This is a genomic window from Ochrobactrum sp. P6BSIII (assembly GCF_014138065.1).
In the GTDB taxonomy this organism is placed as follows: Bacteria; Pseudomonadota; Alphaproteobacteria; order Rhizobiales; family Rhizobiaceae; genus Brucella.
In genome coordinates this window covers 316,567-328,939 of sequence record NZ_JACGXB010000005.1, presented here as the reverse complement: position 1 = coordinate 328,939, position 12,373 = coordinate 316,567, and the positions used below count along the sequence as shown (strand labels likewise).

Sequence of the window (12,373 nt, the reverse complement as noted above, 5' to 3'; positions counted from 1 at the left end):
ATGCGCACCATCATTCGTCATCAGGTGCAATCTTTGTTCGGCTCGTTGCTCGCCATCCTGTCCCGCGGCATCACCGGCGTGCGACCGATCTGGAGCGGTACGGGGCCATCGCGCAACCAGCGCATCTATTATGCCAACCACACCAGCCATGGCGATTTCATCCTGCTCGCCTCCTGTCTCAATCAGGAGGAACGGGCGCGCACCCGCGCCGTGGCGGGCGCAGACTATTGGCGCGCCAATCGCGTGCGGCAATTCATGGCCGAAGTGCTGCTGCGCACGGTTCTGGTTGAACGGAACTGGGTGGAACGCACGCAAGACCCGATGGAAGTGATGCTGACCGCGCTGGCCGATGGGCATTCGCTGATCATCTTCCCGGAAGGCACACGCAACATGACGGACGAACCGCTGCTGCGTTTTCGCTCCGGTCTCTACAATCTCGCGCTGGCGCGGCCCGATGTCGAGTTCGTCCCCTGCTGGATCGAGAACATGTCGCGCGTGCTGCCGAAGGGCGCCGCCCTGCCGGTGCCTTTGCTGTGCCGCGTCGTTTTCGGTGCGCCGGTGCAGCTTGGCGACGGCGAGGACCGCAAGGAATTTCTGACGCGAGCCCGCCAGCAACTTCTTGATATACAGCCCAGAAACGGTAACTGCCCATGAGTGAAACAACTCAATTATTCATCGGCCTCATGGGCGTTCTGGGAACGGCGAGCCTCGTCGCCGCCGTTCTGTCCTGGCGCGCGCCGAAGCCGCTTTCATCCACACTGGTCAACCTCAATGCCCGTATCAAGGCATGGTGGATCATGGTCGCGGCCATGTGCATTGCCTTCCTGTTTGGCAAAGGCGGCGTGATCATTCTGTTCGCGCTCGTATCCTTCGCATCGCTGCGCGAATATGTGACGCTGACCCAGACCCGCCGCAGCGACCACCGCATCCTGCTCGGCATGTTCCTGCTGGTCATTCCGGTGCAATATTATCTGATCTGGATCGAATGGTATGGGCTCTATTCGATCTTCATCCCGGTCTATTGCTTCCTCGCCATGCCGGTGCTGACCGCGCTTTCCGGCGATACGTCGCGCTTTCTCGAACGCATCAGCGAACAGCAATGGGGCATCATGCTGTCGGTCTATTGCATCAGCCATGTTCCGGCGCTGATGACGCTGGATATCCCCGGCTATGACAGTGAAAAACTGCTGCTGATCGCCTTTCTGGTCGCAACTGTGCAGGGCAGCGACGTGCTGCAATATGTGTTCGGCAAACTGTTCGGCAAACATCGCATCGCGCCGAATATCTCGCCATCCAAGACATGGGAAGGCTTTGTCGGCGGCGTGGCCAGCGCATCGCTGCTGGGCGCAGGACTTGCCTGGCTTACGCCTTTCTCACCGCTTCAGGCGGGCGCGCTGGCGGCGGTCTCTTGCGTCATGGGCTTTTTTGGCGGGCTGGTGGCCTCGGCCATCAAGCGCGACCGGGGCGTCAAGGATTGGGGCCACATGATCGAGGGCCATGGCGGCATGCTCGACCGCGCCGACAGCCTTGTCTTTTCAGCGCCGGTGTTCTTTCACTTCGTGCGTTATTTCTGGACGTGAGGGCTAGAGCATTTCCAGCAAAAGTGCGAAGCGGTTTTGCGTAGGATAATGCGTAAAAACAAATGGATAGAGCGGTTCCGACAATTCCGTTAAACAGGAACCGCTCTAAGCGGATTGCCGGCTCAGCCATTCGTTGAGCTCGGCTTCCGCACGCTCCAGCGCGCTGTAATTCAACAATTTGCGCAACAGCGCTACGGTCACGGCACGGGCGCGAAAATTGAACCGCCCCTCGTCGGTATCGCTTTTTTCCTGATAAACGCCGAGCTTTTCATAAAGCTGCTGCAGGCGGTTCTGAACGCTGCGCAGCGACAGATTGCGACGGCGCGCAATCATCTTGTCCGTCAGGCCCAGCGCGATATCAATCAGGATTTCATATTCGCTCTCGGTAAAACCGCTGGCATGGCTGAGGCTCTTCTGCTGCAGGCCGCGCACTTCCCGGTCGACGACACATTGCGCCTCGACGAAAATGCTGCGCAGAGCCAGCCGCAGCTTGTCGTCGGAAGCCGATTTCAGCACATAGCCATAGGCCGCACCTTCCGGCACGATGCGCGACACCCCGCGCACATAAGCCTCATCGGCATAGTTCGACCAGAACAGAATGCGGGTTTCGGGGTTTTCTTTCCAGATGGTGCGCGCCGCCTCGATGCCGTTGCGACCGTTCATCTGCAAATCCATAACGATATGTGCATCGCGATGCTGGCGCGCCAGTTTCTCGCCCGCCGACCCGTTTCCAGCCTCGAATATGTCGCTGCATTCCGGCAGTGCCGCCCGTACCGCCTCGCCCAGATAAGTGCGATGCAGCGGGTCATCCTCAACGATCAGAACCTGCATCACTCTCTCCATTCATCGGTTTGCACATTTCCGGCGGCAAAAGCACCGTTACACTGGTTCCCGGGCCTGTCGCATTTTTTCGGATGGCGAAGCCTGCTGAAATCAGCCGCGCACGGGTACGCATATTGTCGATGCCGTGACCCAATGTGAGTTCGGGGGTGAGTTCGGGCGTCAGTTCCGCAGCCGAACCGGAACGCTGGGCCGGACGGTCGGTGCCGATACCGTTATCGATCACTTCCACCAGAAGCCGCCCGCTCCGGTCGCTCAGCTTCACCCGCAATTCGCTGGCATGGGCATGGCGGATGACATTGTTGATCGCTTCCTGAACGATGCGAAACAGCGATGTCGCGACCGTTTCTTCCAGCCTGTCGGCCATGCCGTCGCTCTGGTCATCCAGCGTCCATTCAATCGCCGCATCGCTGTCGCGCACCGAACGGTCGAGATGGTTTTCCGTGGCCTGAACGAAACCGAATAGCTGGAGAATGGAGGGCTTGGCCTCCTCGATGATCTGCCGCAGATCGCGCATGCAATGCTGGAGACCGCGAAACAGCGGCTCCAGCTGTTCACCGGAAAGATCCGGTGCGCGGGTGAGCCGCTCGACGTGGCGAGCAAGCCGGGTCAGATCGGCCAGTGTCTGGTCATGCAAATCCATGCCGATGCGGTGTCGTTCTGTCTCCAATGCCTCGGTCAGTTTCAGCGCGCCGGACCGCAAGCCCTCCTCGCGGGCGCGGGCTTCCGTTTCCACAATGGCCGAACGCTTGGCCTGCTCCGCGGCGCGAATGGCAAAAAAGTAAGGCGCCAGAAGATCGGCGATCGATTGCCCGTTCTCCACGTCGCGCATGGAATAGCAGGCAGGCGTCAGGCTGGAACAGCTCAGTGCACCGATGATATCGCCCTGCGCCTTCAGCGGAACATGGACCCGGCCCTTCAGATCGTGCTCGATGATCGGGCTGGAGAAGGAGCCTTCGAAATGAAAGCGCGGATCAACGCGCGCATCGTCGGTCAGGAGATATCCCGCCTCGCCGGACAGCAAGGTGCGGATCGGGCTGCCGGACAGAAGCGCTGGCGGATTGCGGCTCCAGGCGGTCGCAATACCGGCCTCATAGGCAATGTGGAACTTGCCATCGAGCATCTTGATGCAGACGTCGAGATGATCATAGGGCAGGATGCAGGCAATCTCGGCCGCCACCGCCTGAATGATGGAATCGAAATCGAGCTGCCCCGCCAGAAGCCGGGAAATATTCAGGTAGTGATCCAGAAGGCTTTCGGCCTGCCCGTGATCGTGCTTGCTATCCTGCTGTCTGGGCGCGAGTTCGGCCAAGCGTTTCTCCTCCAAACGCAAGTTACGCTCATCTGTACGAGACCTATGATACGCCGCGTTCTCCATGGCGCGTCTTGCGGGAAACCGCAATTTTGCTGCGGGAACCCGCAGCTCAGTTGCTGCATTCGGCCTTCACAGACCGCGCCGCTTCTTCCATCTTCGCTTCACCAGAAAATTGCCCGCAAGACAAGAGTGAAATCACGTCAATTGCGGTTGGTGCCGTTGAGGAGCGGCGGTGCGGGAGGCTTCGCACCAATTTCGAGTTTGAACGAACCGAAGCGCCGGGGCGCTGCGGGGCGGAATATTTGCAACCGGGAGGAAAGAATGAAGCTTGGGAAAATCCTTTTTGCGTCTGCGGCACTGGCAGGCGTTCTTGCGGCAGGCAGCGCGCTTGCCGACACTTCGTCGAAGAAGATTGCATTCTCGAACAACTATGCAGGCAATTCCTGGCGTCAGGCCATGCTGCAAAGCTGGGACAAGATCACCAAGGAAGCCGTGAAGGCTGGTGTGGTGGCCGCTGCCGACCCGTTCACGACCGCTGAAAATCAGGCAACTGAACAGGCTGCCCAGATCCAGAACATGATCTTGCAGGGCTATGACGCCATCGTCATCAACGCCGCTTCGCCGACCGCTCTGAACGGTGCCGTCAAGGAAGCCTGCGATGCAGGCATCACCGTTGTTTCCTTCGACGGCATTGTCACCGAGCCTTGCGCATGGCGCATCGCAGTCGATTTCAAAGCCATGGGCGAAGGCCAGATCGATTATCTCGCAAAGCGTTACCCCGATGGCGGTAACCTGCTTGAAATCCGCGGCCTCGCCGGCGTTTCGGTCGATGACAATATTCATGCCGGTATCGAAGAAGGCGTGAAGAAGCATCCGAAGTTCAAGGTTGTCGGTTCGGTCAACGGTGACTGGGCTGCCGACGTTGCGCAGCGTGCGGTTGCCGGTATCCTGCCGAGCCTGCCGAAAGTCGATGCTGTGGTAACGCAGGGCGGCGACGGCTACGGCGCTGCACAGGCTTTCGCTGCCGCCAAGCGCGAAACGCCGACCATCATCATGGGCAACCGTGAAGACGAACTGCAGTGGTGGAAGCAGCAGAAGGACGCCAACGGCTACGAAACCATGTCGGTTTCGATTGCACCGGGCGTGTCCACGCTGGCTTTCTGGGTCGCACAGCAGATTCTCGACGGCAAGGAAGTGAAGAAAGACCTCGTCGTTCCATTCCTCAGCGTCAGCCAGGAATCGCTCGACAAGGATCTGGCCAACACCCAGAAGGGTGGCGTTGCCAATGTCGAATATGCGCTTGAAGACGCGCAGAAAGTCATCGACGCCGCGAAATAAGCGGATCGGCCCAAAACATGAGGGGCGAGTTCATCCTCGCCCCTTCTTTGTCCCTTTACTTTGACGCTTTTCCGACGGCCAAGCCCTTTGCTGGCTTCGCCGGAAACGTCCAATCGTTAGTTGAGTGTATGACAGAAACAGCAGAGAAACAGGAGGTCGTCGCCGCGCGCAATATTCGCGTGCAGTTCGGTGCGGTAAAAGCACTGGATGGCGCCGAACTCGTGATCCGCGAAGGCGAATGTGTGGGGCTGGTCGGCCATAATGGCGCTGGCAAATCCACCATCGTCAATGTCATCAATGGCGGGCTTTCCCCGCATGAGGGCAGCATCTCCTATCATGGCGAAGCGGGACATGGCGTGGCAACGGCACGCAAGCATGGCATTCGCTGCGTGTTTCAGGAATTGTCGCTGTTTCCAAACCTCACCATTGCCGAAAATGTCCGCATCATGCAGCGCGACCTGACCGGCGCGAGCTGGCGCGGCAAGGCCATCGAACTGATTGCAAAAAAACTCGACGAGATTTTCCCCGGTCACAAGATCGACTGCGCCGCGACTATCGATGAGCTTTCCATTGCCGAGCGCCAGATGGTCGAAATCGCCATCAACTTCACCGCGCCCGGCACTGCGCCAAAGCTTGTCATTCTCGATGAGCCCACCTCCTCGCTCGACGCTGGCATTGCTGCGCAGCTTATGGCCTATGTGCGCCGTTTCGTCGGCACCGGAGGCTCCGTTATCCTGATTTCGCATATGCTGGGCGAAATCCTCACGACGTCTGACCGCATCGTCGTGATGAAGGACGGCAAGGTCGTCGCCAACCGTGCGGCCAGCGACTTCACCAATCGCAGCCTCGTTGAAGCCATGGGCAGCGTCGAGCGCGAGAAGACGGCGCGCCGCGTTGCAAAGACCGATGCGAGCGGCACACCCGTTCTGTCCTTTGCCAAGCGTGCCAGCGACATCAAGCCATTTCAGGCATTCAAGGGCGAAGTCATCGGTCTCGCCGGTCTGGCCGGACACGGGCAGACCAAGATGCTGCTTGATCTTTACTATGCGCGGCGGCCGAACTGGGTTCCGGCCCGCACATGCGAAATCGCATTCGTGGCAGGTGACCGCAGCCTCAACGGTACTTTCCCGCTGTGGAGCATTTTGCACAATCTTACCATCGGCTCGCTGGACCGGCTGTCCTCGGCAAAGCTCGTTGACCAGAAGCGCGAAGACACGCTTGGCAGCCAGTGGAAAGACCGCATCCAGATCCGCACGCCGGATATGGGCAACCGCATCCTGTCGCTTTCGGGCGGCAACCAGCAGAAGGTGCTTTTTGCCCGCGCGCTGGCAACCAGCGCCAACGCCATTTTGATGGACGATCCGATGCGTGGCGTCGATGTCGGCACCAAGCAGGAAGTCTATGAAATCCTGCGTCATGAAGCCGAAAACGGACGCACCTTTGTCTGGTACTCCACCGAAATGGATGAAATCGAACTTTGTGACCGCGTCTATGTTTTCCGCGACGGCGCTATCGTTGCGGAACTGACCGGCGAAGACATTACGGAAAAGAACGTGCTTGCAGCATCTTTTGAGGGAGGTCACGAATAATGCGCCTTTCCTCTTCTTCCATCCGCCTGCTGACACCGGTATTCTCGCTGGTCCTGCTGCTTGCCGCCGTCTTCTACATGCAGCCGCGCGCCATGAGCTATACGGGGCTGAACCTGCTGTTCAATCTGGCAGTGCCTATCGCTCTGGCGACCATCGCCCAGATGCTGATCATGGCCGTCAACGATCTCGACCTTTCGATGGGAACCTTTGTGAGCTTTGTTGTCTGCGTTGCGGCGACCTATCTCAACACGGCTCCCCTTATCGGTGTGCTGATCCTCGCAGCCGCAATTGCCGCTTATGCGGCGCTCGGCGCAATCATCCATCTGCGCAATCTGCCTTCCATCGTCGTCACGCTAGGCATGAGCTTCGTCTGGGGCGGTCTGGCCGTGTTGCTGTTGCCCTCGCCGGGTGGACAGGCGCCGGACTGGGCGCGCTGGATCATGACAGCCAAGCCGCCTTTCATCCCCATGGCGATCGTCGCCAGCATCGTGATTGCCATCGTTACGCATTTCATCGTCATGCGCTCGACCTTCGGCGTGCTGATGCGTGGTGCGGGCGGCAATACCCGCTCCATCGATCGCGCAGGCTGGTCGGTCACCGCAATTCGCGCCGCAACCTATGCGCTGGCCGCCTTCTTCGCCGTACTCGCCGGGATCGCACTGGTCGGCCTCACCACCTCGGCGGACGCCAATATCGCGTTGCGTTATACGCTCCTTTCCATCGCGGGCGTCATTCTGGGCGGCGGTGAATTCGTCGGCGGACGCGTTTCCCCCATCGGTGCCGTCATCGGCGCGCTGACGCTGACGCTTGCAGGTTCGTTCCTCTCCTTCATGCGCATTTCGCCGGACTGGCAGATTGGCGCGCAGGGCGGCATTCTCATCGTGGTGCTGGCATTGCGCCTCTTCCTCAACCGCCTCGAAAAGAGGGAGAAAAAGCAATGAACGCCATGTCTGTACTCACCAGCCGTCCGTGGATATGGTCGTTTATAGCGACCGCTGCGGTGTGGATCATTACCATCCTGTTCACCGGTGGAGCAGGCGCGCACGGGCTTTCCCATGCAGCCTTCACGTTCGCATCCTTTTCGGTGATCGTCGGGCTGGGCCAGATGTTCGTCATCACGCTCGGACCCGGCAATATCGACCTGTCAGTCCCGGCCAACATGACGCTCGCCGCCACACTGGCGCTGAAGCTCATGGATACGCAGGACGGCATGGTGCTGGCAGGCCTCGCCGTCGCCATACTGATCGGCCTTGCCATCGGCATCTGCAACTACGCGCTGATCAAGCTCCTGCGCATTCCGCCCATCATCGCCACCTTGTCGATGAGCTTCCTGATCCAGTCGACCGCCATCTGGAGCAATCGCGGCCTGCGCGTGAAACCGCCGGAAAGCCTTTCGCAATTCACCACATCCTCCACGCTCGGCATTCCCAATGTCGCCATCGTGGCGCTGATCCTCTCGCTGATCGGCTGGGTGCTTTTGAAAAAGAGTATCTATGGACGCTGGATTTCCGCAATCGGCCAGAACCCCTTCGCAGCGCGCATGGCAGGCGTTCCGGTCGATGGCACCCGCTTCGTCACCTATCTGCTCTGCGCGGTGCTCGCCTCTCTCTGCGGCTTCCTGCTGGCCTGTTTCTCGGGCGGCGCGGCGCTGAACATGGGCGCGGAATATCTCCTGATGTCGATTGCTGTCGTCATCATCGGCGGTACGGCGGTTGCAGGCGGCGATTCCAACATCCCCGGTATTTGGGGTGCCGCTCTCTTCATGTTCCTCATAGTCTCGATGCTCAACACCTACGGCTTCGGCGCCGGTGTTCGCCTCGTGCTGACTGGCCTCACCATCATCGCGGTGATCTTCCTCGCCAGCAGCCGTCGGGCAGAGCGTTAAAATTTCTCGGAGTATCTTCCTTGTCTCAGACTGTTTCGATCTACGAAATCCACGACGAACGTTTCAAGCAGATGATCGTGCCGAGCGCCGATCTGGACGAACTTTACAGCGGCTGCCGCTGGGCGGAAGGCCCGGTCTGGTTCAACGACCTGAACTGCCTGCTGTGGAGCGATATCCCGAACCAGCGCATCCTGCGCTGGGTGCCGGGAAGCGAAATTGAAGGCGAAACCGGCGGCGGCGTTTCAGTGTTCCGCAACCCGTCCAATTTCTCCAATGGCAATACGCGTGACCGCGAAGGGCGTCTCGTCACCTGCGAGCATGGCGGCCGTCGCGTCACGCGCACAGAGCCTGATGGCAGCATCACCGTGCTCGCCGACAGCTATCAGGGCAAGAAGCTGAATGCGCCAAACGATGTCATCGTGCGCTCGGATGGCACCGTGTGGTTCACAGACCCGACCTACGGCATTCTGGCGGATTATGAAGGCTATAAGGCCGACCCGGAGCAGCCATCGCGGAATGTCTACCGTCTCGATCCGAAGACCGGTGAAATCGATGCCGTCGTCACCGACTTCCACCAGCCGAACGGACTGGCCTTTTCGCCGGACGAAACCAAGCTCTATGTTGCCGACAGCGCCTATAGCCACGACGAGAACGCACCGCGCCATATCCGCGTCTTCGACGTTGTGGATGGCGGCAAGCGCCTGTCGGGCGGCAGTGTGTTCTGCACCATCGACAACGGCCTGCCGGACGGCTTCCGCTTCGATACGGACGGCAATCTGTGGACCAGCGCGGGCGATGGCGTGCATTGCTTCTCGCCGGAAGGCACGCTTCTCGGCAAGATCAAGACGCCGCAGACGGTCGCTAATCTGACCTTCGGCGGTCCACGCCGCAACCGCCTGTTCATCGCCGCCACGAAATCGCTTTACGCGGTCTATCTCACCGTGACCGGCGCACAATACCCCTGATCTGATTGTTGTCAGCCCATTAAAACAAAACCGCCGGAGTTTTGAACTCCGGCGGTTTTGTTTTGGACTATTGCGGGATTATTCCCACTCGATGGTGCCGGGCGGCTTCGAGGTCACGTCGTAGACGACGCGGTTGATGCCGCGGACTTCATTGATGATGCGGGTGGCCGCATTGCCAAGGAAGTTCATGTCGTAGTGGTAGAAATCCGCCGTCATGCCGTCGACCGAAGTCACCGCGCGCAGTGCGCAGACGAATTCGTAGGTGCGGCCATCGCCCATCACGCCCACAGTCTGAACCGGCAGCAGAACGGCGAAAGCCTGCCAGATGGCATCATAGAGGCCAGCCTTGCGGATTTCATCGAGATAGATCGCATCGGCTTCGCGCAGGATTTCCAGCTTGTCGCGGGTGATGCCGCCCGGGCAGCGGATGGCAAGGCCCGGACCCGGGAACGGGTGACGGCCAATGAAGCTGTCCGGCAGGCCGAGTTCCTTGCCGAGCATACGCACTTCGTCCTTGAACAATTCGCGCAGCGGCTCGACGAGCTGCATCTTCATGCGCTCGGGCAGGCCACCCACATTGTGGTGCGACTTGATCGTGACCGAAGGGCCGCCTGTGAACGAAACGCTTTCGATGACGTCCGGATAAAGCGTGCCCTGCACGAGAAAATCCGCGCCGCCGAGCTTCTTGGCTTCTTCTTCGAACACTTCGATGAAGAGACGGCCAATCGTCTTGCGCTTCTTTTCCGGATCGCTTTCGCCTTCCAGCTCGCCGATGAAACGGTCGGCTGCATCCACGAGGATCAGCGGAAGATTATAATGTTCGCGGAACATTTCCACGACCTGTTGCGCTTCGTTTTTGCGCATCAGACCATGATCGACGAGAATGCAGGTCAGCTGGTCGCCGATGGCTTCATGCGCCAGAAGCGCTGCAACAGACGAATCCACGCCGCCGGAAAGCGCGCAGATAACCTTGCCGCTGCCAACCTGCTTGCGGATTGCCTCGACGGCCTGCTCACGATAGGCGCCCATCGTCCAGCCCGGCTTTACGCCGACAATGCGATGAACGAAGTTCTGCAACAGCTTTGCGCCGTCCGGCGTGTGCACGACTTCCGGATGGAACTGCACGCCATAATATTTGCGCTTTTCATCGGCAATGGCCGCGAAAGGTGCATTCGGCGAGGTGCCGATGATGGTAAAACCGTCCGGGAGCGAGGTGACGCGGTCACCATGGCTCATCCAGACCTGATGGCGGGTGCCCTTGGCCCAGATGCCGGCGAAAAGCGGGCTGTCTTCCTGCACGTCGAGGAAGGCGCGCCCGAATTCGCGGTCATGGCCGCTTTCAACCTTGCCGCCCAGCTGGGCGCACATGGTCTGTTCGCCGTAGCAGATGCCGAGAACCGGAATGCCTTGGTCGAAGACCGCCTGCGGCGCGCGCGGCGAGCCGATGTCGGTTGTCGAATGCGGGCTGCCCGAGAGGATGACGCCTTTCGGCTTCAACCGCTGGAATGCCTCTTCCGCAGACTGGAACGGGACGATTTCGCAATAGACATTGGCTTCGCGTACACGTCGCGCAATCAGCTGCGTGACCTGGCTGCCAAAGTCGATGATCAGGATTGTGTCAGGATGTGCCGTGGTGCTCATGTGCAGCATCTATTTAAAAAGTGGTGAGGATGCAATGTTTATGTGGTGGGCATATACGGATTATATGCGCTTCCCTCAACAGCGCAGTGACAGGAATGAGGCCTATCCTGACACACCATTGTCAGGAGGTGGCAAAAGTCCACCGGCAATCGCCGCTTCCAGTTCTTCCACCGCAACAGCCATTTTCTCGTCGATGACATGCAGATATTGCGTCCAGTCGCCGACATGATGCAGCTCGTCCGCACCATCGGAAATGCCGCGCAGGCCGTAAAGCGGCACGCCATGAATCTGGCAGGCGCGCAGGCAGGCGAATGTTTCCATATCCACCATATCCGCGTCGATGGTTTCATAGACCTTGCCGGACACCACATTGGCGCCAGTCGACAGCGTTGCGCTGGCGAGGCCTTCCACCTGATACGGCAGCTTGATCATCTTCGGCAGATCGAGAAATGGCGTCAGTCCCTTCTCGAAGCCAAGCGGCGAAGCGTCCATGTCGCGATAGGAAACCGAGGAGACCTGAAACACTTCCGCCTGCGGCAGTTTCGCGGAACCCGCCGAGCCGAGCGAGACCACGAGATCGGGCTGCTCGCCGTCACGTTCCATGCGGAACAATGCACGGGAGAGGTTGATCGCCGCCTCAACCGGGCCGACGCCGATCATCAGCGGATCGAAGAGCTTGGCCAGATGACGCCCATATTCGGCGTCGGCAGCCATCACATAAAGCAGGCGTCGTCCGGCAACGGTCTTCAACATCCCTGTAGCCCTATCCTTGCAAACCTTTGCGATCCTGCACGACCATCATCGTGCCTGTCATTGTGGCAATGAGACGAACTTCCGTATCGGTTACGGCAAAAGCCTGCCCGTCGCTGACCATGATCGTGCGGCCGGGCTTGGTGACCTCGCCGCGAAACAGGAAGCGTTCGCCCTTACCGGGCGCCAGCAGATTGACCTTGAATTCGATGGTCAGCACCGCCGCCTCGGCGGGCATCAGCGTCAGCGCCGCATAGCCGCAGGCAGAATCGAGCGCGGCGGAAATCATGCCCGCGTGCAGAATGCCGTGCTGCTGGGTGAGTTCCTCCCGGAACGGCATTTCCACTTCAACAATCCCGGGTTCGCATCGCGTCAGCTCTGCGCCGATCAGTTTCATGGCGGCCTGCCGCCCGAAACTTTCCTCGACGCGTTCCTTGAAATCCGGTTCGGCTATGCGATGCGCTGACATT

Annotated in this window: 12 protein-coding genes; 7 read left to right on the top strand and 5 right to left on the bottom strand. The window is 59.6% G+C overall.

All coding sequences use genetic code 11. From position 1 onward, the window contains the following. Together FHW00_RS09645 and FHW00_RS09640 are read left to right on the top strand one after the other, a co-directional pair. On the top strand, window positions 1-654 hold the full coding sequence (locus tag FHW00_RS09645) for a lysophospholipid acyltransferase family protein (RefSeq protein WP_078338150.1): 654 nt from the start codon (window positions 1-3) through the stop codon (window positions 652-654). After that, on the top strand, window positions 651-1,580 hold the full coding sequence (locus FHW00_RS09640) for a phosphatidate cytidylyltransferase (RefSeq protein WP_078338151.1): 930 nt from the start codon (window positions 651-653) through the stop codon (window positions 1,578-1,580). The genes FHW00_RS09645 and FHW00_RS09640 overlap by 4 nt, the downstream gene beginning before the upstream one ends. A 105-nt stretch (window positions 1,581-1,685) precedes the next feature. Here the strand turns inward: FHW00_RS09640 and FHW00_RS09635 are convergent, their stop codons facing one another. Both FHW00_RS09635 and FHW00_RS09630 read right to left on the bottom strand, forming a co-directional pair. Then, window positions 1,686-2,411, bottom strand: a complete 726-nt coding sequence (locus tag FHW00_RS09635; protein WP_078338152.1) for a response regulator transcription factor — start codon at window positions 2,409-2,411, stop codon at window positions 1,686-1,688. Next, complete coding sequence (locus FHW00_RS09630) at window positions 2,392-3,732, bottom strand: GAF domain-containing sensor histidine kinase (RefSeq protein ID WP_445557904.1); 1,341 nt, start codon at window positions 3,730-3,732, stop codon at window positions 2,392-2,394. Before FHW00_RS09630 ends, FHW00_RS09635 begins: the two co-directional genes overlap by 20 nt. A 324-nt stretch (window positions 3,733-4,056) precedes the next feature. On the opposite strand from FHW00_RS09630, the gene FHW00_RS09625 reads away from it, so the two are divergent. The 5 genes from FHW00_RS09625 (at window position 4,057) to FHW00_RS09605 (ending at window position 9,512) form a co-directional block, all read left to right on the top strand. After that, window positions 4,057-5,073 (top strand): ABC transporter substrate-binding protein, encoded by a 1,017-nt coding sequence (locus FHW00_RS09625; protein WP_078338154.1) that lies wholly within the window; start codon window positions 4,057-4,059, stop codon window positions 5,071-5,073. Window positions 5,074-5,201: 128 nt separating this feature from the next. Then, a complete protein-coding gene (locus FHW00_RS09620) occupies window positions 5,202-6,662 on the top strand; it encodes a sugar ABC transporter ATP-binding protein (RefSeq protein ID WP_078338155.1) in 1,461 nt (486 codons plus the stop codon). Continuing rightward, window positions 6,662-7,603, top strand: a complete 942-nt coding sequence (locus FHW00_RS09615; RefSeq protein WP_078338156.1) for an ABC transporter permease — start codon at window positions 6,662-6,664, stop codon at window positions 7,601-7,603. Before FHW00_RS09620 ends, FHW00_RS09615 begins: the two co-directional genes overlap by 1 nt. Next, the gene (locus tag FHW00_RS09610; RefSeq protein WP_078338157.1) at window positions 7,600-8,547 is read left to right on the top strand and encodes an ABC transporter permease; all 948 of its coding nucleotides are present in this window, start codon (window positions 7,600-7,602) and stop codon (window positions 8,545-8,547) included. Before FHW00_RS09615 ends, FHW00_RS09610 begins: the two co-directional genes overlap by 4 nt. Before the next feature lie 71 nt (window positions 8,548-8,618). Next, complete coding sequence (locus FHW00_RS09605; RefSeq protein ID WP_078338404.1) at window positions 8,619-9,512, top strand: SMP-30/gluconolactonase/LRE family protein; 894 nt, start codon at window positions 8,619-8,621, stop codon at window positions 9,510-9,512. A 78-nt stretch (window positions 9,513-9,590) separates the two neighbouring features. Here FHW00_RS09605 and guaA read toward each other — a convergent pair whose 3' ends face one another. The 3 genes from guaA to FHW00_RS09590 form a co-directional block, all read right to left on the bottom strand. After that, entirely contained in the window at window positions 9,591-11,153 is a 1,563-nt protein-coding gene (gene guaA, locus FHW00_RS09600) for a glutamine-hydrolyzing GMP synthase (RefSeq protein WP_078338405.1), read from the bottom strand. Window positions 11,154-11,255: 102 nt separating this feature from the next. Further along, complete coding sequence (locus tag FHW00_RS09595) at window positions 11,256-11,906, bottom strand: 5'-methylthioadenosine/S-adenosylhomocysteine nucleosidase (RefSeq protein WP_078338158.1); 651 nt, start codon at window positions 11,904-11,906, stop codon at window positions 11,256-11,258. Window positions 11,907-11,916: 10 nt separating this feature from the next. After that, window positions 11,917-12,372: a PaaI family thioesterase gene (locus FHW00_RS09590; protein WP_078338159.1), complete on the bottom strand. Its 456-nt coding sequence runs from the start codon at window positions 12,370-12,372 to the stop codon at window positions 11,917-11,919. Window position 12,373 lies beyond the last annotated feature (1 nt).